This is a genomic window from Bacillus sp. FSL R5-0434, assembly GCF_038004745.1.
GTDB lineage: Bacteria > Bacillota > Bacilli > Bacillales > Bacillaceae > Bacillus > Bacillus halotolerans.
In genome coordinates, this window is the sequence record NZ_JBBORV010000001.1 from 747,130 (window position 1) to 767,725 (window position 20,596).

19 protein-coding genes are annotated in these 20,596 nt (G+C 48.2%); 14 read left to right on the forward strand and 5 right to left on the reverse strand.

Features of this window, described 5'->3' with window-relative positions; genetic code table 11:
• Positions 1 to 21: 21 nt before the first annotated feature.
• The 10 genes from NYE43_RS03850 to NYE43_RS03895 all read left to right on the forward strand — a co-directional run bounded on the left by NYE43_RS03850 (position 22) and on the right by NYE43_RS03895 (position 13,821).
• The gene (locus NYE43_RS03850; RefSeq protein ID WP_341060972.1) at positions 22 to 1,860 is read left to right on the forward strand and encodes a rhamnogalacturonan lyase; all 1,839 of its coding nucleotides are present in this window, start codon (positions 22 to 24) and stop codon (positions 1,858 to 1,860) included.
• 9 nt (positions 1,861 to 1,869) lie between these two features.
• On the forward strand, positions 1,870 to 2,880 hold the full coding sequence (gene mgrA / locus NYE43_RS03855) for an L-glyceraldehyde 3-phosphate reductase (RefSeq protein WP_341060975.1): 1,011 nt from the start codon (positions 1,870 to 1,872) through the stop codon (positions 2,878 to 2,880).
• A 3-nt stretch (positions 2,881 to 2,883) separates the two neighbouring features.
• On the forward strand, positions 2,884 to 3,537 hold the full coding sequence (locus NYE43_RS03860) for a rhamnogalacturonan acetylesterase (protein ID WP_024120506.1): 654 nt from the start codon (positions 2,884 to 2,886) through the stop codon (positions 3,535 to 3,537).
• A 5-nt stretch (positions 3,538 to 3,542) separates the two neighbouring features.
• On the forward strand, positions 3,543 to 5,537 hold the full coding sequence (locus NYE43_RS03865; protein ID WP_268498621.1) for a beta-galactosidase: 1,995 nt from the start codon (positions 3,543 to 3,545) through the stop codon (positions 5,535 to 5,537).
• 44 nt (positions 5,538 to 5,581) lie between these two features.
• On the forward strand, positions 5,582 to 8,155 hold the full coding sequence (locus NYE43_RS03870) for an exo-rhamnogalacturonan lyase family protein (RefSeq protein WP_341060978.1): 2,574 nt from the start codon (positions 5,582 to 5,584) through the stop codon (positions 8,153 to 8,155).
• 122 nt (positions 8,156 to 8,277) lie between these two features.
• Positions 8,278 to 9,786, forward strand: coding sequence for an extracellular solute-binding protein (locus NYE43_RS03875; RefSeq protein WP_341060980.1), 1,509 nt, complete (start codon positions 8,278 to 8,280; stop codon positions 9,784 to 9,786).
• Between the two features lie 54 nt (positions 9,787 to 9,840).
• Positions 9,841 to 10,797, forward strand: coding sequence for an ABC transporter permease (locus NYE43_RS03880; RefSeq protein ID WP_095714387.1), 957 nt, complete (start codon positions 9,841 to 9,843; stop codon positions 10,795 to 10,797).
• Between the two features lie 13 nt (positions 10,798 to 10,810).
• Complete coding sequence (locus tag NYE43_RS03885; RefSeq protein ID WP_095714388.1) at positions 10,811 to 11,698, forward strand: carbohydrate ABC transporter permease; 888 nt, start codon at positions 10,811 to 10,813, stop codon at positions 11,696 to 11,698.
• Between the two features lie 8 nt (positions 11,699 to 11,706).
• Complete coding sequence (gene lplD / locus NYE43_RS03890) at positions 11,707 to 13,050, forward strand: alpha-galacturonidase LplD (protein WP_341060984.1); 1,344 nt, start codon at positions 11,707 to 11,709, stop codon at positions 13,048 to 13,050.
• Positions 13,051 to 13,125: 75 nt separating this feature from the next.
• On the forward strand, positions 13,126 to 13,821 hold the full coding sequence (locus tag NYE43_RS03895) for a DUF421 domain-containing protein (RefSeq protein ID WP_185848193.1): 696 nt from the start codon (positions 13,126 to 13,128) through the stop codon (positions 13,819 to 13,821).
• A gap of 37 nt (positions 13,822 to 13,858) precedes the next feature.
• Here the strand turns inward: NYE43_RS03895 and hmoA are convergent, their stop codons facing one another.
• The 3 genes from hmoA to NYE43_RS03910 all read right to left on the reverse strand — a co-directional run bounded on the left by hmoA (position 13,859) and on the right by NYE43_RS03910 (position 15,252).
• Positions 13,859 to 14,182, reverse strand: a complete 324-nt coding sequence (hmoA, locus tag NYE43_RS03900; RefSeq protein ID WP_024120514.1) for a heme-degrading oxygenase HmoA — start codon at positions 14,180 to 14,182, stop codon at positions 13,859 to 13,861.
• 102 nt (positions 14,183 to 14,284) lie between these two features.
• Positions 14,285 to 14,647 carry a VOC family protein gene (locus tag NYE43_RS03905; protein ID WP_341060985.1) on the reverse strand — a complete coding sequence of 121 codons (363 nt, stop codon included), beginning with the start codon at positions 14,645 to 14,647 and terminating at the stop codon, positions 14,285 to 14,287.
• 95 nt (positions 14,648 to 14,742) lie between these two features.
• Positions 14,743 to 15,252 carry a hypothetical protein gene (locus NYE43_RS03910; protein ID WP_213418408.1) on the reverse strand — a complete coding sequence of 170 codons (510 nt, stop codon included), beginning with the start codon at positions 15,250 to 15,252 and terminating at the stop codon, positions 14,743 to 14,745.
• A 197-nt stretch (positions 15,253 to 15,449) separates the two neighbouring features.
• Between NYE43_RS03910 and NYE43_RS03915 the strand changes: the two genes are divergently transcribed.
• The 3 genes from NYE43_RS03915 (at position 15,450) to NYE43_RS03925 (ending at position 17,401) form a co-directional block, all read left to right on the forward strand.
• Positions 15,450 to 16,319: an STAS domain-containing protein gene (locus tag NYE43_RS03915; protein ID WP_213418409.1), complete on the forward strand. Its 870-nt coding sequence runs from the start codon at positions 15,450 to 15,452 to the stop codon at positions 16,317 to 16,319.
• Positions 16,320 to 16,473: 154 nt separating this feature from the next.
• Complete coding sequence (locus NYE43_RS03920; RefSeq protein ID WP_024120518.1) at positions 16,474 to 16,641, forward strand: YezD family protein; 168 nt, start codon at positions 16,474 to 16,476, stop codon at positions 16,639 to 16,641.
• 115 nt (positions 16,642 to 16,756) lie between these two features.
• Complete coding sequence (locus NYE43_RS03925; protein ID WP_010333322.1) at positions 16,757 to 17,401, forward strand: Bax inhibitor-1/YccA family protein; 645 nt, start codon at positions 16,757 to 16,759, stop codon at positions 17,399 to 17,401.
• 187 nt (positions 17,402 to 17,588) lie between these two features.
• On the opposite strand, the gene NYE43_RS03930 is transcribed toward NYE43_RS03925, so the two are convergent.
• Positions 17,589 to 18,092, reverse strand: a complete 504-nt coding sequence (locus NYE43_RS03930) for a MarR family winged helix-turn-helix transcriptional regulator (protein ID WP_213418410.1) — start codon at positions 18,090 to 18,092, stop codon at positions 17,589 to 17,591.
• Positions 18,093 to 18,253: 161 nt separating this feature from the next.
• Here NYE43_RS03930 and NYE43_RS03935 point away from each other — a divergent pair, with 161 nt between their 5' ends.
• Positions 18,254 to 19,363, forward strand: coding sequence for an FAD-dependent oxidoreductase (locus NYE43_RS03935; protein WP_213418411.1), 1,110 nt, complete (start codon positions 18,254 to 18,256; stop codon positions 19,361 to 19,363).
• A 33-nt stretch (positions 19,364 to 19,396) separates the two neighbouring features.
• Here the strand turns inward: NYE43_RS03935 and NYE43_RS03940 are convergent, their stop codons facing one another.
• Complete coding sequence (locus tag NYE43_RS03940; RefSeq protein WP_341060992.1) at positions 19,397 to 20,467, reverse strand: DUF3900 domain-containing protein; 1,071 nt, start codon at positions 20,465 to 20,467, stop codon at positions 19,397 to 19,399.
• Positions 20,468 to 20,596: the final 129 nt, after the last annotated feature.

Here is a 20,596-nt window from a genome sequence, read left to right on the forward strand (position 1 = left end):
CTTGGCCCGTTCCCATTTAAAATGAAACCGAAAAAGAGGCAAATGGAATACCTGACCAGAGGCCTAATCGCGGTCAAAACGGAGCAAGGCGTATTTGTGAGCTGGCGTTTTCTCGGAACCGATCATGAGACTGTTACTTTTCACATTTATCGGAACGGAGATCGGATCACTGGCAAACCGATTTCGGATAGCACCAATTTTCTGGATGAAAAGGGAACGGAGGACTCTCTCTATCAAGTGGCGGCTGTCTATAAAGGCCGGGAAGAAAGGCTTTCGAAAGAAGCTCCCGTTTGGCGGGAAAACGTTCTCGAGCTCCCGCTTAACAAACCCGAAGGCGGCGTGACGCCGGACGGAAAACCGTATACCTACAGCGCCAATGATGCGAGCGTCGGAGATGTGGATGGGGACGGAGAATATGAAATCATCCTGAAATGGGACCCGTCCAACTCAAAAGATAACGCCCACGACGGATATACCGGAGACGTCCTCATTGACGCCTATAAACTGAATGGCACTTTTCTGTGGCGGATCAACCTCGGCAGAAATATCAGAGCAGGCGCCCATTACACGCAGTTTATGGTCTATGACTTAGACGGTGACGGAAAAGCAGAAATCGCTATGAAAACAGCCGACGGCACAATAGACGGCAAAGGAAACATCATCGGTGAAGGGCATGCCGATTTCAGGAATGAGCAGGGCCGTATTCTGTCAGGTCCGGAATATTTGACAGTGTTTAAAGGGGAAACCGGTGAAGCGCTCACGACTGTCGATTATGAACCGCCTCGGGGAAAACTGGAGGATTGGGGAGATGGCTACGGAAACCGCATGGACCGTTTTCTCGCCGGAATCGCTTATTTGGATGGAGAGCGGCCGAGCCTGGTGATGGCACGGGGCTATTATACGAGAACAGTACTCGTCGCTTATGATTTCCGGAATGGCAGGCTGAAGAAACGCTGGACGTTTGATTCCAATCAGCCGGGGCATGAAGCATACGCGGGACAGGGCAACCACAGCTTGAGCGTTGCCGATGTTGATGGAGATGGAAAGGATGAAATTATTTACGGCGCCATGGCGGTTGATCATGACGGAACCGGTCTGTACACGACGGAACTCGGACACGGAGACGCCATGCACGTCGGCGATCTAGATCCGTCACGCAAAGGGCTTGAAGTGTTTCAGGTTCATGAGGACGCAAGCAAGCCGTATGGGTTGTCGCTGCGTGATGCCGGAACGGGCGAGGTGTTATGGGGCGTCCATGCCGGAACAGATGTCGGCAGAGGAATGGCGGCTCACATTGACCCTCGGTACAAGGGATCGCTCGTCTGGGGAATCGATCCGCCGGGCAATGAAGGAATGTCATATGGGCTCTATACGAGCAAAGGAGAAAAAATCAGCGACAAAGCGCCTGCTTCCGCCAATTTCTCCATTTGGTGGGACGGGGACTTGGTCAGGGAGCTGTTGGATCATGAATGGAATGGAACGATCTGCAAACCAAAGATTGAAAAGTGGGATGCTGAAAACCGCTGTTTAAATACGATTTTTCAGCCGGAAGGTGTGCTGTCCAACAACGGGACAAAAGGAAACCCGGTTCTTCAGGCCAACCTGTTCGGAGACTGGCGGGAAGAGGTCATTTGGAGAACCGAAGACAGCAGTGCGCTCCGTATCTATACAACGACACACCTTACCCGCCATCGTTTTTACACACTGATGCACGATCCGGTTTACAGGCTTGGAATCGCTTGGCAGAACACCGCGTACAACCAGCCGCCGCACACAAGCTTTTATCTCGGAACAGGAATGAAAAAACCGCCGAAGCCCGCTCTGTACATAGCGGGAAACAAAGCGGAGACGCCGCTTTAGGAGGAATGTATGGGATACGAAGCAAAGACTGAACGCTATGACAAAATGACCTATCACAAAGCCGGGCGAACCGGATTAAGGCTTCCCGCTATTTCTCTCGGCCTCTGGCATCAGTTCGGCGCTGCCTATTCTCCGGAGAACGCGCGGTCCATGCTGAGAGCCGCATTTGATGCAGGCATCGTCCATTTTGATCTGGCCAACAATTACGGCCCGCCGCCCGGCTCCGCTGAGGAGATGTTCGGGCGCATGCTGAAAACGGATTTTGCGCCTTACCGTGATGAACTCGTCATCAGCACTAAAGCCGGCTATGACATATGGAAGGGGCCGTATGGCAATGGCGGCTCGAAAAAACATTTGACTGCCAGCTTGAATCAAAGTTTAAAGCGGCTGGGGCTTGATTATGTGGATCTCTTCTATTCGCACCGTCCTGATCCTGAAACGCCGCTTGAGGAAACGATGGAGACGCTGGCGGGCTTTGTGCGTCAAGGAAAAGCTTTGTATGTCGGACTGTCAAACTACAGCCCTGAAGAGACAGAGCGCGCCGCCGATCTTTTACAACAGCTCGGAGTCCGGCTCGCCATCCATCAGACGCGATATTCGATGTTTCACCGAGATCCGGAAAAAGGGCTGCTTGATGTGCTGGACAAAAAGGGAGCCGGCTGCATCGCGTTTGCGCCGCTCGCTCAAGGGCTTCTCACGACAAAGTACGTTTCAGGCATCCCGGAAACCTCAAGAGCAAAGGATGCGAACAGTCCATTCCTGCAGACGGAGCACATAACCGAAAGGGCGGTCAGTAAGGCGCAAAGGCTGAATAATATTGCGAAAGAACGGGGACAATCGCTCCCGCAAATGGCGCTCTCATGGCTTTTGAAGGATGCCCGGATGACCTCCGTTTTAATTGGAGCAAGCCGGGCGCAACAAATAGAGGAAAACGTTCAAGCCTTGCAATCAGCGGACTTTTCAAACGAGGAGCTTTCTGCCATTGAGTTTATATTAAGTGAAAAAAACGAGGGGGAATGAGACATGGCACATCATATTTATCTTGCTGGTGATTCGACTGTCCAAACGTATGGAGAAAGTACAAATCAAGGGGGCTGGGGGCAGTTTCTCGGTTCGCATCTGCCGGAGCATATTCAGGTGATCAATAAAGCGATCGGCGGCAGAAGCTCAAAAACCTTTGTGGAGGAAGGCAGGCTTCAGGCGATCCTTGATGTGATTGAGCCGGATGATTGGCTGTTTGTGCAGATGGGCCATAATGACGCGTCGAAAAATAAGCCGGAGCGCTACACCGAGCCCTATACCACCTATAAACAATATTTAAAGCAGTATATCGCAGGCGCTAGAGAAAAAGGCGCGCATCCGCTTCTCATTACCCCAGTAGCCCGCTTTCATTATGAAAACGGCGTGTTTTTGAACGACTTTCCTGATTATTGCATTGCCATGAAGCAGACAGCCGCTGAGGAGAATGTCCAGCTCATTGATCTAATGGAAAAAAGCCTCGCTTTCTTTACTGAGAAGGGCGAAGAAAAAGTATACACCTATTTTATGGTTTCAGAAGGGATTGACGATTACACGCACTTTACAAAAAAAGGCGCAAATGAAATGGCAAAACTCGTAGCGAAAGGCATGAAAGAGCTGGGCCTGCCACTAACAGAATCTATCGTCAAAGAAGGGTGAAGGACTTGGGGAGAAAATTATATCACGGCGCTTGCTATTATCCGGAACTATGGGATGAAAAGACGATTCAGCAGGACATTGACAGGATGCGGGAGGTCGGCATCAATGTCGTGCGAATTGGTGAGTTCGCCTGGTCTGTGATCGAGCCGGAAGAAGGAAAAATTGACGTGAGCTTTTTTAAGGAAATAATCAGCCGGATGTATGAAAACGGCATCGAAACAATCATGTGCACACCGACACCGACACCGCCTATTTGGCTGTCGCACGGCCGGCCTGAGCGAATGCACACCAACGAAAAAAGGGAGGTGATGGGACACGGCTCCCGTCAGCATGCGTGTACAAATAACCCGTATTTCCGAAAAAGAGCCGCCATCATCACCACAAGCATCGCCAAAGAGCTGGGACACTTGCCGGGGCTGATCGGCTGGCAGCTCGATAATGAATTTAAATGCCATGTGGCTGAATGCATGTGTGAGACGTGCTTAAGCTTATGGCATGACTGGCTTAGAAACCGTTACGGTGTGATTGAACGGTTAAATGAAGCGTGGGGAACCGATGTGTGGAGTGAAACCTATCAAACCTTTGAGCAGGTGCCGCAGCCGGGTCCGGCCCCGTTTTTGCATCACGCTTCATTGCGCACGATGTATCAGCTGTTTTCGATGGAGATGATCGCTCAATTTGCGGATGAACAAGCGAAAATCATCCGCTGTTATTCAGATGCGCCAATCACTCATAACGGCTCGGTCATGTTCAGCACAGACAATGAACGGATGTTTCAGAATCTCGATTTTGCTTCCTATGATACGTACGCTTCCCAAGAAAATGCATCTGCATTTTTATTAAATTGTGATATTTGGAGGCATTTCAAAAAAGACCGCCCGTTTTGGATTCTGGAAACAAGCCCGTCATATGCAGCCTCGCTCGAAAGCTGTGCCATGCCGCACGCCGATGGATATTTACAAGCTGAAGCCGTGTCTTCTTACGCCTTGGGGAGCGAGGGATTTTGCTACTGGCTGTGGCGCCAGCAGCGTTCAGGCAGCGAGATTTCACACGGTTCCGTCCTTAGTGCCTGGGGAGAGCCGGCGATTGGTTATCAAAACGTTTTGGCGGTTGAGCGGGCAAGAAAGGAAATCGAACCGATCATTCTTTCTACTGTGCCCGTTCAGGCTGAGGTTGCAATGACCTATTCCGACAGGGCGAAAGCGTTTCTGAAAACAGAACCTCACCGGGGGCTCCAACACCGAACGCTTATCACACACTTTTACGAGCGCATCCTCAACACGGGTATTCATCGTGATCTCGTTCCGGAAGGCTTTCCGCTGGAGGGCTATCGTGTGCTGTTTACGCCATTTGTGCCTTATCTGTCTTCTGCTTTTATCAAAAAAGCTTCCGCATTTGCTGAAGCGGGCGGCATATGGATTGCCGGGCCGCTGACGGGAGGGCGTACGGGCGAGCATACGGTTCATACCGATTATGGCCTTGGAGAACTGGAGAAAACAGCCGGAATCAAAACACTGTTCACGTTCCCGATGAACGAGGATGCCAATACAGGAAAAGCGTTTGGCATGACGGCGCCGCTCGGGCTGTGGAGCGCGGTGTTTGATATAGAGAGCGGAAACACTCTCGGCACAGTTGAATCCGGGCCAGGTGCCGGCCATGCATTTCTGTCAGAACGAGAGCACGGCGAAGGGAAAATGGTCATGCTCGGCTCGCTTCCATCAGGCGAAAAAGGGGATGCAATGCTGGAAGCACTCGTCAGGCATTATGCGGGGGAAGCAGCCGTTTCTGTCAGATCCGATGTCACCCCCGGTACGATTGTTGCCCCGAGAAAAGGAGAAAACGGCCTTGTATGGGTTATCGTTAATATGGATGGAAAAGGCGGGAGCGTGACGCTTCCGGAAGAGGGGACCGACCTTTTGGCAAACCGTTCAGTCGGAGCGGGGAGACTGTCAGTCGGCCAACACGAATACCGTGTGATTCAGTTTGATAATCGCAGCTGATTCTTTGCATTGAATCAGCTTTTTTATATGGAAGGAGAGAACCGATGAAAAAGATCAAATGGCTATCAGAACAGCCTAAGCTGACAAGCGGCGTAACGTGGGGTGTGCCTTGGGAAAGAGGAGAATTGAAAAAGGGAGACTGTCTGGCGCTTGTAAATGCAAAGGGTGAAAGCCGCTATGTGCAAAGCGAGCCGTCGGCCTATTGGCCGGACGGGAGCATCAAATGGACGAAGCACGCGGCTGTGTTCAGTGAACAAACCGATACAAGCTTTACCCTTCAAAAAGATGAAAACCAGCTGCCAGCGAAAAAGCTCATGATCCACGAGTCAAAGGATGCAATCCAAGTGGATACCGGGGTGCTTGTCTGCACTGTGAATAAAACAGGCTCCGACATCATTCAATCTCTGGTGATCAACGGAAAGCCGATCGCCGCAGGCGGGCGGCTGACCGCAATAAAGGAAACGAGAAAGGAGATGGCGGCAGAAAAGGTTTTTTTTCATGAAACATCGGTCAGTCTTATCAAACGTGCGGTCATTGAACAGAGAGGTCCTGTAAAAGCTGTCATCAAGATTGAGGGGGTTCATGTACTCCAAAAGACAAATGAAGAATGGCTGCCCTTCATTATCAGATTGACGTTTTATGCCGGGCTTTCAGAGATGAATATCATGCACACTCAGCTGATCGACAGGAATTTCAAACGAGAGTTCATCAAAGGGCTTGGCATGCAGTTTGACCTCTTTTTACAGGTAGAGCCGTACAACCGCCATTTCCGTTTTGCGGGGGACAAAGGCGTTTATAAAGAACCCGCCCAGCTGTTTGGCACCCGCAAATGGAATGAACGGCATCCTCTTTATCAGCGGCACATCAACGGGGAACCGATTTCTCCAAGTGAAGAGCACAAGGATTGGTTCGCACACGGCGTACAGAACGCAGTTTGGAATGATATGAAACTCGTTCAGGATTCCAGCGATCATTACCGACTGGCAAAACGGACCGGCAAGGAATATTCGTGGGTTGACATGCTGCATGGTACGCGGGCGAAAGGGCTTTGCTATGCGGGCGGCGAAAATGGAGGCTTAGCGCTCGGCCTGCGGTATTTTTTTGAAAAATATCCGTCGTCACTTGAGATAACAGGTCTTGCCGGTGATCAACCGAACTTGACCGTATGGCTCTGGCCGCCAGACGCGGAAGCAATGGATTTCAGGCATTATACAGGGAACACCCATGTCGTCAGCGCGTACGAAGGGTTTGATGAGATGCGCTCTGATCCGACAGGCATTGCCAACACAAACGACATCAGCCTGTCATGCTTTTCTCAGATGCCGTCTGATGACGTGCTGAATGCGTTAGCGGACAAATGGCAGGCGCCGCCATTGCTTATTTGTGAGCCGGACGTTTATTACGAGTCAAAAGCGCTTGGCGTTTGGAGTGTAATCGATACGGCCGATCCGGTCAAAAAAGAGCTGGAAGAACAGCTGGACGCCGCCTTCTTGTTTTATCAAAAAGAAGTGGAGCAGCGCAGATGGTACGGGTTCTGGAACTATGGGGACGTCATGCATACGTATGACCCGGTCCGGCATATGTGGCGGTATGATCTCGGCGGGTACGCGTGGCAAAATAATGAGCTCGTTCCGACCTTGTGGCTGTGGCAGGCGTTTTTCCGCTCCGGCAGAGAAGACTTATTCCGAATGGCTGAAGCAATGACCCGACATACAAGTGAAACCGACTGTTTTCATCTCGGAGAATATGCGGGGCTTGGCTCCCGGCATAACGTGGTGCACTGGGGATGCGGCTGCAAGGAAGCGAGAATCAGCATGGCCGGTCTTTATAAATTCTACTATTATCTGACGGGCGATGAGCGCACAGGAGATCTTTTGACAGAAGTGAAGGACGCCGATGCCGCCCTAGTGAACACCGATCCGATGCGTGCTTTCTACGAGAAAGGAGAGCACCCGACTCACGTCAGAACGGGGCCGGACTGGGCGGCGTTTTGCTCGAACTGGCTGGCGGAATGGGAGCGGACTGAGAATCCTGAATATCTCAGGAAAATCCAAACTGGCATCAGCTGCCTGAAACGCCTGCCGCTTCGCTTATTATCAGGTCCGACGTTTGAATATAATCCGGCAACGTCTATGCTTCATCACATGGGAGACGGCATCGCGGGCGGCTATCATATGATCATTGCGTTTGGCGCGCCGCAAGTGTGGATGGAGCTGGCTGAGCTTCTCGATGACCGTGAATGGGAGGAAATGCTGAGTGAATTCGGCGAGTTTTACACATTCAGTGATGAAGAAAAACGCAAAAAAAGCGGAGGGGCGCTCCATGACGGGCATTTTCACTGGCCGATGTTTGCGGCTGGTATGACAGCCTATGCTGCGAGAAAAAAACAAGACCATAACCTCGCCGAAAAAGCGTGGAATCTTTTGCTCGACCATAAACTGAGCCATACGCCGCTTCCGATCAACCCCGCGCAAATCGAGACGTGGACTCAGCTTGAAGAGCTTCCGTGGGTAACGACAAACACTGTCTCCCAATGGTGTTTAAATGTCATTGCGGCACTTGAATTAATTGGTGAATACCTCCCCGCAAAAAAAGATACATCCGGCAAAAAAGGATAACAGCCGTCAATTCATAGGAGAAATGATGCAAAAAATGAAGATTGCAAGAATTTATGTAAGCGCTTTATATTAGGGGTGGCAAAGGAGAAATGAAAAAGGAGAAAAAGGGGGACTTACGCATCATGAAAAAAAGAATACGAAAAAAATGGCTCGCTTTACCGCTCGCTGCCATGATGATAGCCGGGTGCAGCAATTCAGAAACATCCAATTCAGCGAGCGATTCAAAAAACACGATCAACATCATGGCGCCGCTGCTGTCACCGGAAAGCCCGAGTGATAAAAGCCCATCATTAAAAGCGTTAGAGAAATACACAGGCAAAGATATTAAGGTCACATGGGTGCCTGATTCATCCTACAACGATAAATTTAACATCGTCATGGCCTCTGGAGAGATGCCGCATGCGATTGTGATTAAAGATAAGTCAGCCGGCTTTATTAAGTCTGTCAAAGCGGGCGCTTTTTGGGAGCTGTCTTCTTATTTAAAAGACTACAAGAATGTAAGCCAGGCTGATGAAAAGATACTCAAGAACAGCTCGGTAAATGGCGAGGTGTACGGGGTCTACAGATCGAGAGACTTGATCAGAGCCTGTATGATCATCAGAACCGACTGGCTCAAAAACGTCGGGCTCGAAATGCCGGAAACGCTTGATGATTTTTATGAAGTGCTGAAAGCCTTTAAGGAAAAAGATCCTGACGGAAACGGCAAGGACGATACGTACGGCATGGTCGTGCCGAAATGGATGGGGCTTGGCAACGGAAGCCCGTGGGATGTTCTGCAAATCTGGTTCGGCGCCCCGAATCGCTACGGCGTTGAAAACGGGAAGCTGGTGCCTGATTTTACAACGAAGGAATATATGGAGGCGCTCACCTTCTTTAAGAAGCTGTATGATGAAGGCTTGATCAACAAGGATTTCGCTGTTATGGATTCGGCGAAGTGGAATGATCCGGTTGTAAAAGGAAAAGCGGGTGTCATCGTTGATACAGGCTCCAGAGCGTCGCAAATTCAAAGTGCCATGGAAGAAGCGGATGAGTCGAACAAGGATATCATTGATATCGTCGGTACAGTAGAAGGACCAAAAGGCAAGCGCACTTTCCCGACATCAGGATATTCAGGCATGATCGCGATACCAAAATCAAGTGTGAAAACGGAAAAAGAGCTGAAAGAGGTGCTGTCCTTCCTTGATAAGCTGAACGATAAGGAAGCACAGATTCTGACCAACAACGGAGTGGAGGGCCGTAATTATGAGCTGAAGGACGGCGTATTCACTTCTCTTGAGAAAAACAACAAATCCCTCCTGTATGAGCATGAAGGCTTGGCTCAATTCAGCATGTCCATCCCGAAAAGCGAGTACTACATCGAAGATCAGAAAACAAAGCTCTTCCAGCATCGCAAGGACATCATCACTGAAGGAGAAAAAATAGCCGTCTTTAACCCGGCTGAGTCGCTTGTATCCGATGTATATACCCAAAAAGGAGCCCAGCTGGACAACATCATTCTCGATGCAAGAACACAATTTATTATCGGAGAAATCGATGAAAAAGGCTTCAAGGATGCGGTGAAGCTTTGGGAAAACAGCGGCGGAAATGAACTGATGAAGGACTTAAACAAATTGTATCAATCGTCAAAATAAACCGATGCGCCTGCCGTTCAGCGGGCGCACCGGTATCACGAAAGGAGAACAGATATGGAAACGGTGCCGAAGAAGGGAAACGCACCAGTTCTCACTGCTGGAAAAGGCATCAGCTGGATGGCTGCGCTCAAAAGAGACAAATGGCTTTATCTTCTTCTTATTCCCGGTCTGCTTTATTTTCTGATTTTCAAATACCTGCCGATGTGGGGCGTGCTTATCGCGTTTAAGGATTATTCGCCATATCTCGGCTTCTGGAAAAGCGAATGGGTCGGTCTTGATTATTTTAAAGACTTTTTTATGAATCCGGATTTTTTCCGGCTGCTGCGCAACACGCTCATGCTGGCAAGCCTTGATCTGCTCTTTGCCTTTCCCGCGCCGCTCATTTTGGCTTTGCTGTTGAATGAGCTGAGGAAGGCTGTGTATAAAAGGTGCATTCAGACCCTTATTTACGTGCCCCATTTTGTCTCATGGACAATCGTGGTCAGCATCACCTTTGTTTTCTTTACAGTCGATACAGGGGTCATCAACAAAATGGTCATGAGCCTGACAGGGAATCAGATTTCTTTCTTATCAGACGCTGACTGGTTCCGGCCGATGATTGTCATGCAAAGCATCTGGAAGGAGACAGGCTGGGGAACGATTTTATTTCTCGCCGCTTTGGCAACGGTGGATCAGGAGCAATATGAGGCGGCGATTATGGATGGGGCCGGCCGGTTTAGGCGGATGTGGCATATTACGCTTCCGGCAATCAGAAGCACCATCATTGTTCTTTTGATTTTAAGGATCGGAAGCTTTTTAAATATCGGTTTTGAACAGGTGTATTTGATGACAAACTCGCTTAACCGCAGCGTGGCTGACATCTTCGACACGTACGTTTACATGATGGGGATTACCCAAGGCGCGTACAGCTACAGCACAGCTGTCGGTTTGTTTAAATCGGTTGTCGGGATTATCTTAATTTTCGGTGCCAATTACATCGCGAAAAAGTTCGATCAGGAAGGATTGTTTTAGAGGAGGGAGAGGTATGGCTGACATTCACACGATGCACAACACAAAAGCCGGACGGGTATTTGACGTCTGCAACATTTTGTTTCTTGGCGGCGTCGGCGCGATTACCATTTTGCCGTTTTTGTATATTATCGCCGGTTCCTTTGCGACAGAAGCTGAGCTTGCTCAGCGCAGCTTCTTTATTTTCCCGAAAACCTTTACCCTTGACGCTTATCGGTATGTGTTTTCGACACCGACGTTTATCAGAAGTATGGGCGTATCCATCTTCATCACTGTAGTCGGGACAGCCGTGCAATTGTTTTTCACCTTTACGATGGCGTATCCGCTGGCGAAGCGGCATGTGAAGGGACGGAATCTGCTTTTAAACCTGGTGATTTTCTCGATGCTGTTTTCCGGGGGGATGATTCCGACGTATCTTGTTGTCAAATCACTTGGATTGCTGGATTCCTATTGGGCGTTGATCCTGCCAATGGCGATCAATCCGTTTAACCTCATTATTATCAAAAACTTCTTTCAGCAGCTGCCGCAGGAGCTTGAGGAATCAGCAAAAATTGACGGCTGTTCAGAAATCGGCGTTTTTTGGCGGATCGCTTTGCCGCTGTCAAAGCCGGTCATTGCCACCTTTGCGCTGTTTTATGCGGTCGGAATTTGGAATGATTTCTTCCATGCTCTCTTATATATCAATGACAGTGCAAAATGGCCGCTGCAAATGGTGCTCCGCCAGGTCACGATTTTATCGGACTTAACGGCGACCAATGGCGATACGATGCAAAATACCATTCCGCCGGAGCAGGGGATTAAGCTTGCTGTCATCGTCATCGCGACCATACCGATTTTGGCGGTTTATCCATTTTTACAAAAACATTTTGCCAAAGGAATGCTGATCGGTTCTGTGAAAGGCTGAGAAAGGGAGTGTTTCATATCAGTACGTTAGATCAGATCAAAATCGCCTATATCGGCGGGGGTTCCCAAGGCTGGGCCCGAAGCTTGATGAGCGATTTGTCCCTTGATGACCGAATGTCAGGCACGGTGGCGCTCTATGATCTGAATTTTGAAGCGGCGCAGAAAAATGAAATCATCGGCAATCACAGCGGAGACGGCAGATGGCGGTACGAGGCGGTTTCTACTTTGAAAAAGGTATTATCCGGTGCGGATATCGTGATTATTTCGATTTTGCCGGGCACTCTGGATGACATGGAAACGGACGTTCATCTGCCTGAGCGATACGGCATCTATCAATCAGTTGGTGATACTGTCGGACCGGGGGGAATTATGAGAGGTTTGCGGGCCGTTCCGATGTTTGCAGAAATTGCCCGGGCAATAAGAGACTACGCCCCCGAATCATGGGTCATCAATTATACAAACCCAATGTCTGTTTGCACGAGAACGCTGTATAAAGTGTTTCCGGGCATAAAAGCGTTCGGCTGCTGCCACGAAGTATTCGGCACGCAAAAACTGCTGGCGGAGATGGTTACAGATAGGCTTGGACTAGAGGTAAAGCGGCGTGAAGACGTCCATGTTCATGTGCTGGGCATTAACCATTTTACATGGGTCACAGCAGCTTCTTACCGGCATATTGATCTGCTGCCTGTTTTCCGTGATTTCTGTGCGCATTATGCCGAATCCGGCTATGAGCTGGAGGGGGAAAGCTGGAAGGACAGTGTATTTCGCTCTGCACACCGTATTGCATTCGATTTATTTGAAACGTACGGTGCCATCCCCGCTGCCGGTGACAGGCACCTGGCTGAGTTTCTCCCCGGTTGTTATCTCAAACAGCCTGAGACATGGAAGTTTCACCTGACACCCATATCCTTCAGAAAACAGGACAGAGATCGGAAACAAAAAGAAACGGACCACATGGCACAGCAAAAACAGGGTGTTGAGAGGAAAGCATCAGGAGAAGAGGGCGTGAATATCATTGCGGCGCTCCTCGGACTGGGCGAACTTGTAACAAATGTGAATCTGCCGAATCAAGGCCAGGTCGCTCATCTCCCATTAGATGCGATCGTGGAAACAAACGCATTCATTACCCGCAACCGTGTCCAGCCGATTGTTTCCGGAGCGCTGCCGAAGGGTGTGGAAATGCTGGCGGCACGACACGTATCCAATCAGGAGGCAGTGGCGGAAGCGGGGCTAACAAAGGACCGCGGTCTCGCTTTTCAAGCGTTTCACAATGACCCGCTTGTCACGCTCGACCGCCGTGATGCGGAGCAGCTTTTTGACGACATGCTTTCAAAGCACCAGCCGATATTATAATAGGAGCAGTGACCGTTTAGAAAACGTGCAGTTGACCATAATGATAGTAGCTCTTAAGAAGTAGGTGCTATCAACATGGGAGATTATCTCAATGTAGCGGTAGAATTAGTTTGCGGTTTGGGTATTTTATTTGTCATTTTGAAGTTTCTCGGAAAAACCCAATTCTCTCAAATCACGCCGTTTGACTTTATTTCTGCATTGATTTTAGGGGAACTGGTCGGAAATGCAGTGTACGATCATGAAATTAAGATCAAAGAGATTATTTTCGCTTCGCTGCTGTGGGGACTGCTGATTTATATGATTGAATTCATTACCCAAAAAGTAAAAGGGTCCAGAAAATTCCTGGAAGGTGAACCGAATATCGTCATCCATAATGGAAAGCTCAAATATGAAATGCTGAAGAAAAACAAGCTCGACATTAATCAGCTGCAGAGCCTTTTAAGGCAGGCCGGCTGCTTTTCCATACAGGAAGTGGAATATGCCATATTAGAAACAAACGGGATGGTCAGCGTTCTTCAGAAATCCGACTTTGGCAATCCGACGAGAAAAGATATGAATCTTCCGCAGCAAAATGTGTCTTTGCCCACCACGTTAATTCTTGATGGGGAGATTGTGTATGACAACCTGCGAGAAGCAGGGGTAGAAGAACAGTGGCTGAAGCAAACGCTGAAAAAGCAGGGAATTGAAAAGACTGAGGATGTATTATTTGCTGAATGGCATCCTAATAAACCGCTGTACGCCATCACATTTGAAGAAAGCAGATCCTCATGAAAAAAAGAGCTTGCGGCATAGCCCAAGCTCTATTTCGTTATTGATGAGTCCCTTGTTTAACAGCTCTCACGTGATACATGCTCACTTCAGTGCTGATCATATAGTCAGGCTTTGGCTTGCCTTTGTTCGCCTTATGCCCGGCGATATGCGCATCGCTTTTTTCCCACTGTTTCCAGTGATCCTCGGATTGCCAGCGGATCATGACAACGACTTCCTCATCGCCGCGGCGGACGTTTTTCTCAAGCACGGTCACATCAATTAAGCCTTCCTGTTTTTCAATGATTCCTTCAGCGCTGAAACGTTCGATCACTTTATCAGCATGGCCTTCTTTTACCGTCATTTTTCTTAACTGAACAAACATTTATCTCTCTCCAATCACGCTCATATATCCGTTATTGTAAATGAAATTCATTCTCAATGTCAAAAAAAAGAGCACGGCGGAGCATTTTCTCCGCCGTCACACTTATGCTTTCAATAAAAACTCATTGCCGTCCTCGTCCTGAAATTGAACAAAGGTGCCCCACTCCATCTGGTTCGGCTCACTGAGAAATTCTACGCCGTTTGCCTTCATTCTTTCATATGTACCAAAGATGTCTTCACACTCAAAGACAATAGAAGCCTTCATGTGTTCGGCGCCTTTCATCATCGCTTTCGGATAAATGACTAAACGAGTCTGTGCCCCCGTGGGCGCGACCTCCAGCCAGCTTGCGTTTGGCCCCATCGGATGGTCCGCCACAATGTCAAAACCCACCTTCTCCGACCAAAATTGCTTCGCTTTCTGCTGATCCTCAACATATACAGCCACAGTGCCGATTCGTTTGATCATAGGGAAACCTCCAATTCAATAGATATGTATATCATAACCTTTATAAAGCTGAAGTAACACAGAAAAATCAGCCGGGAGAACCGGCTGATTTACCATTAAAATGAGCAGCTTACGACATCTATATGTTTTGTGTCCAATGCGTAATAAAACCAGCGGTGGTGTGAGGCATCCCAATAAAAGCCGCCGACGGATTCTCTTCCAAGAATGACTGGATAGAACCAAAATGAGCTGCCGTTGGTTAACCAAACATAGGTAAAACGGAAGAGACAAGGCTGAATGAGAACGGGTTCAACTAAATAAGCTGCCCCATGCAAGCCCTGAGGCTTTGTCGGTTTTGCCGGCTTTTTATGCGGGGGAGGACCTTGCGGCGCCCCGCCTCCGCCAATACCAGGCCCAGCGCCTCCGCCGAAACCAGGCACGGCCCCCCCGCCAATACCAGGCCCAGCGCCTCCGCCAATACCAGGCACGGCCCCCCCGCCAATACCGGGTACGGCGCCTCCGCCGATACCAGGCCCTGGATATCCAACTGGGTAGCGGTAATCATATTCTACTGGAGTCCATGGATCATAGATCGGCACATCATACATATATGGATCATAATACATATCATAACGTCCTTTCTCATAGTAAACTGTACATTTGACAGGATATGAGAGTGGGCTTATATTAGTGAATCTGCCTATGGATAGAATTGGCATGCGCTCATTGTGCAGAATCAATCCATTTTTCCCTAGTCCCATTCACAATTCCGATTTATAATTTTATAATATAAGAGCTTCTATTATGAAAAAGGAGACAGACCGTGAATATCGATCAAAAACTATATCAATATATCATAGACCATACGGCTGACATTACTGAGAAATGGTTCAGTTTACGAAGTCAGCTGCAAGGCGAATTATATTCCGCCGAGCATTTAAGTGAAGAAACCAAAAAGCTTTTGACAGAGCAGCATACGTTTACGAATATAACAATCGCAAGTGCATTCTTGGAGGAACAAACCGAATTTCAAGACAATATGGCAAAATGGGCGCTGAATGTTGCGAAAAAAAGAGTAGAGCAAGATGTTCCGGTGCATGAGGTCGTCGAAGCCATATCAAATTCAAGAATCGCATTCTGGGATGCTGTCGTTACGTTTATAAAAGAGCATCGGGATATCGTCACAAATGAGGATGCTGACCGCTGGAACCGTATTGTGAATCAGTCTTTCGATAAGCTGATTATTGAGTTTTCCGAGCAGTATCAAAAATTTATGCTGATGAGGCTCACTTCTCAGCAGGAATTGATCAGTGAATTAGGCTGTCCGGTGATTTCCATTGCGGATGGAATCGGCATATTGCCGCTGATTGGCTCTGTAGACACAAAACGTGCGCAGGTGATTTTAGAGACAGTGCCGGTCCGATGCATTGAGAGAAAAATCACAAGTCTTGTTGTCGATCTTTCCGGCGTCCCGATTGTGGATACAATGGTTGCACAGCAATTGTACAACCTGTCAAAAACACTTTTCTTACTTGGCGTCAAAGCCGTATTTTCAGGCATTCGGCCGGATGTCGCCCAAACATCCATTCAATTAGGGCTTGATTTCAGTGAATATGAAACATACGGCACGCTGAAGCAGGCGCTTGAAAACATGGGCGTCCGCTGTATTGTAGAGGACTTGGAACAAAACTAAGATGAAATCTGATTAGGCATATGACCGCCCCTTGATGGGTGATCATATGCCTTTTTGATGTGAATAGAAATCACCATTGATTTATTGGAAAAAACATAATATTATAATTCTCATAAGAATACTATGAATTAAAACCGAACAGGGGGGAAGGTCATTGGTTTCAAAAACAACCGTTGATCCGAAAGTGATTGAAAAAATTATCAGCTCGTTGGAAACACTGGATTTCGGCACCGTTCAAATCACCGTACACGATTCCCAGGTCACACAGATTGAGAAGGTCGAAAAGCACCGTTTCTCACTGAAAAGCAAAGAATCGAAGTAACAGAGGTGTTTAAAAGGTTTTTGTTCGACATTAAATTCTCCTTAAAACATATACATATTTCATCCATTTTTTATATAATAGACCTTTAAGATCATTTCTTAGGAGGATTTTTGACATGCAAGCTACAGTTCATGAGAGTAAGCATTCGATCATGCAGCGCATTTTGACAGTGTTTATCTTTACACTGCTGATCGCAACCGTCGGGCTGTACATCGGCCAGTTTATTCCTGTCGCTTTGATGCTGCCGCTTTCGATCCTTGAAGTGGCGATGATTATTATCGCCTTCTGGATGCGCAGAAGAAAAGCGGTCGGGTATGCGTTTGTTTATACATTCGCCTTCGTTTCCGGCATTACCCTATTTCCGATTGTCAGCCACTACGCTTCAATAGCCGGCGCCTATGTGGTACTTGAAGCGTTCGGATCTACATTTTTAATTTTTGCTGTGCTCGGTACAATCGGCGCAAAAATGAAGAAGGATTTATCGTTCCTGTCGTCGTTTCTGCTCGTAGCGCTCATCGCACTAATTGCGGTTGGCATTTTCAGCATCTTCAGCCCGCTGAATTCCGCGGCGATGATGGCGTATTCCGTTATTGGAACCATCGTCTTTTCCCTTTACATCTTGTATGATTTGAACCAAATCAAACACCGCGATATTACGGAGGACTTAATTCCGGTTATGGCATTATCGCTGTACCTTGACTTTATCAACTTGTTCATCAACCTGCTTCGCTTCTTTGGCATTTTAAGCAGTGATGATTAATCAGAAAGCGCCTGTCATTGAGATAGGCGCTTTTTGTAACGGTTGGCGTTTTTTTATGTACAGTGGATTGACAAAGGTGTCCGGCATTTTTACATCTGTTCTGATCGGCATTGTGTTTGTGATCAACGGCATATTTGTCACCGTGCTTAAAAAAAGTGCTGTAGCCTGTCCAGACCGGATGGGTTTTTTAGTCTTTAAACACGCTCAGCTTTTCAAAAAGATCGCCCAGCATATTCACGAACATGTCTTTTTCCTCATCGCTGTAGTTTTCCATAACAGCGGAAATCTTGCTGAAATGGCCGGGCAGAAATTGCTTCAGCCGTTCTTTACCTTCCATTGTCAGCTCAATGCTGATTTTTCGTTTATCCTCGTTATGATGCCTGCGACGGACAAATCCGTCCCTCGCCAGTCCGTCAAGCAGCCCGGTAATCGTTGCTTTTGTGACGTTCGATTGCTTGGCGAGCTCCGTCGGGCTTAACATGTGGTCCTTTGCGTCGAACAAAAGCATCAGGATTTTAAATTTTCCTTCAGACAGTCCGCGTCTCGCGAAATAATGCTCCATCACATGATTCATTTTTTTCGAAATATCAAACAAAGATAAAAATAATTCAAGAGAACCGGCGTCCACATTGGAATAAGTCTCGGCATGTTCTGTTATATGCTTGTATTTCGGTAAATGTTTTAATTCCATCACAATAAGCTCCCGTACGTTTGTCGTGACACGATTATAATGGAGGGAAAATCAGAACGCAACCCGTGTTGGAGATGATTGACAGCTGTTTGCCGCACATAGTAAGGTAATATAGTTAGGTGCCTAACTACATACAGAGAACTGAAAAGGTGGTTATCAACATGAAACATATACTGATTGCGGGGGGCGGAATCGGCGGGCTGTCGGCAGCCATTTCTCTCAGTAAAGCAGGTTTTTCCGTCACCATATGTGAAGTGGCTGCAGAAAACCGCAAGACCGGCGCAGGGATTCTCCAGCCGCAAAACGCACTGGCGGTGTTAAAGGAGCTGGGCGTATTTGAAGAGTGCTGCGTGCATGGATTTCAAACAGCGTGGTTTAAAACATTTGATAAGCAGGGGAATCTATTATTCAAAGTCAGTGAGTCTTTCTTAGATGATAAGCTTCCGGGCCGCAATAATATTCTGCGAAAAATGTTAAATGATATTCTCATCAAGCATGCCGAAGCTTCGGGCGCAAGGATTTTGTGGGGGAAAAAGATTGTGGCTTATGAAGAAACGCCTGAAGCGGTTACCGCTGTATTTGATGATGGAGAAAAGGTGCAGGCCGACATTCTGGCGGGCTTTGACGGCATTCATTCCATTGTGCGGGATGCCATGCTGCAAAAAGAAATAGAAAAAGAGTTTCTCGGCATGGGGGCGTGGCGCTTTTATATCGAACTTCCCGATTATACCTTTGAGGACGCGACATTGATGTTTAGAAGCGGAGAGACACAAATCGGCGTCGTGCCGCTTGCGGAACACGCCGGCTATGTTTTCGTCCTTCAGCCTTGCGCGAGCGATTATTGGGATGAGGAAGAGACCCGGTTTGATAGAGTCAAAGAGATCCTCTCAGGCTTTCCGGGGCTCAATTTTGTCACAAAGCATATGTCAAAAGAGCATCCCGTCATTTTTAACAAGCTGGAGCAAGTCGCAGTACAGGAGCCATGGTACAAAGGCCGCGTCGTCATCGGGGGAGACGCCGCCCATGCCGGAGCGCCGACCCTCGCACAAGGAGCGGCAATGGCCATCGAGGATGCCATGGTCCTCGCCGAAGAACTCAAAAACCACGACGGCATCAAAACCGCATTTCAGGCATACTTCGAAAGAAGAGCGCCAAGAGCGCTCAAAGTGCAGGACTTATCTTCAGAAATCGTCCGCCGCGGGCTGAAAGGCCATCCGGGAGCGGAAGAGCTGATCGGGGAGTGCTATGCGGTGTTGAGAGAAGGATATTAAATAGGAAAAGTCCAGAATTGAATTCTGGACTTTTTATTCTTGCTCTGTTTTATTCCGTATCCGCTCAATCACCTCATGCAGCCCCTCAGGCTTATAAAACTCCACCGGCGAACTGCCCTTCTCAAACGAAATCGTCTCCGCTTCAATCAGCGCGACATAGCGCCCGTTCACCTTCGCAAGATGAATCGATTCGCCAAAATCAGCTAGCAATCCCTTAATCTCGGTTTCTCCGACTTTCATTTTCAGCTCGGCTTCCGGCGTGTGCTCGATAATCTGGGCGGAGGCTTCGATCACTTGATGCGTGTCGAGGCGTTCTTGGATTTCCCGTTTTTCGCTCGCTTCCCAGATTTCGATGTCTTGTTCAAACTGCTTGAGCTCTTCACTGTTGTCCTCAAATGTCTCATAGACGTGCTCCTGCACCATGTTCATGACCTGGGTTTTCATGATTTCCGGCATTGATTCGCCGTACTCAACGAATTTCAGGAAATCCTCAAAATAGCGGGCGTGCGAGGCTTGGTGGATTTTCAGCTCGCCTTCCTCGACCATTCCTTCCTCCGGCATGAACGGGTATTGGATGCTCTTCATGTTTTTTGTCGTGATGGCCATTTCGACTTTTTTAATGAGGGAAGACGCGTCTGAGATGCGGGCGATCTTCGGCTCAAAATCACATTTCATAATGAAGACAAATGACTCGTCGAAGTACTTTCTCGGCACAGCCGAAGCGACTAAGAACACACCGCCGCGGACCGCGCTTGTATCTAGGTACGTGCGGACGAACTGTTCGCTCAGCTCGTTAAAGTCCTCTTTTGTTTCCGCCAGGCGCGCACGGTTGAACATGTTGTAGTTCGGGTTGGAATCCAGCCCGTGGCCGGGTTCGACGATAAAATGGCCGATTTTCGTCGGCACCTGCTCGGACTGCGGATGGCGGTCTGCTTTCCGTTTGACGATTTTTTTCAGCTCTCCGTCAAGAAAGTCCTTCAGTTCGCTTTCTTCAAATTCCTCTGTATCAAGGGTCTGGAAGTGCTTGAATTGCTTGTTAGCCTGCTCATCCTTGCCCTCCACCTGTATGACATAAAAGGATAAAAATCGAATTTCAAAATCCATATATGAACTCACCTTATTTGCGTATTGTACAGCTTCTCAAGTATAGAAAAAACAATGATCAGGCGTCAATCAGAGAAATGGAATAATCGTCACCATGAAAGGGAAATGTAGTCAGATAGAAAGCATTAC

Bases quoted from the DNA above. Each gene is read 5' to 3' on its own strand.
- NYE43_RS03850 (WP_341060972.1), top strand. From the start codon at position 22: ATGAAACCGAAAAAGAGGCAAATGGAATACCTGACCAGAGGCCTAATC.
- mgrA (WP_341060975.1), top strand. From the start codon at position 1,870: ATGGGATACGAAGCAAAGACTGAACGCTATGACAAAATGACCTATCAC.
- NYE43_RS03860 (WP_024120506.1), top strand. From the start codon at position 2,884: ATGGCACATCATATTTATCTTGCTGGTGATTCGACTGTCCAAACGTAT.
- NYE43_RS03870 (WP_341060978.1), top strand. From the start codon at position 5,582: ATGAAAAAGATCAAATGGCTATCAGAACAGCCTAAGCTGACAAGCGGC.
- NYE43_RS03875 (WP_341060980.1), top strand. From the start codon at position 8,278: ATGAAAAAAAGAATACGAAAAAAATGGCTCGCTTTACCGCTCGCTGCC.
- NYE43_RS03880 (WP_095714387.1), top strand. From the start codon at position 9,841: ATGGAAACGGTGCCGAAGAAGGGAAACGCACCAGTTCTCACTGCTGGA.
- NYE43_RS03885 (WP_095714388.1), top strand. From the start codon at position 10,811: ATGGCTGACATTCACACGATGCACAACACAAAAGCCGGACGGGTATTT.
- NYE43_RS03895 (WP_185848193.1), top strand. From the start codon at position 13,126: ATGGGAGATTATCTCAATGTAGCGGTAGAATTAGTTTGCGGTTTGGGT.
- hmoA (WP_024120514.1), bottom strand. From the start codon at position 14,182: ATGTTTGTTCAGTTAAGAAAAATGACGGTAAAAGAAGGCCATGCTGAT.
- NYE43_RS03905 (WP_341060985.1), bottom strand. From the start codon at position 14,647: ATGATCAAACGAATCGGCACTGTGGCTGTATATGTTGAGGATCAGCAG.
- NYE43_RS03910 (WP_213418408.1), bottom strand. From the start codon at position 15,252: ATGTATTATGATCCATATATGTATGATGTGCCGATCTATGATCCATGG.
- NYE43_RS03925 (WP_010333322.1), top strand. From the start codon at position 16,757: ATGCAAGCTACAGTTCATGAGAGTAAGCATTCGATCATGCAGCGCATT.
- NYE43_RS03930 (WP_213418410.1), bottom strand. From the start codon at position 18,092: ATGGAATTAAAACATTTACCGAAATACAAGCATATAACAGAACATGCC.
- NYE43_RS03935 (WP_213418411.1), top strand. From the start codon at position 18,254: ATGAAACATATACTGATTGCGGGGGGCGGAATCGGCGGGCTGTCGGCA.
- NYE43_RS03940 (WP_341060992.1), bottom strand. From the start codon at position 20,467: ATGGATTTTGAAATTCGATTTTTATCCTTTTATGTCATACAGGTGGAG.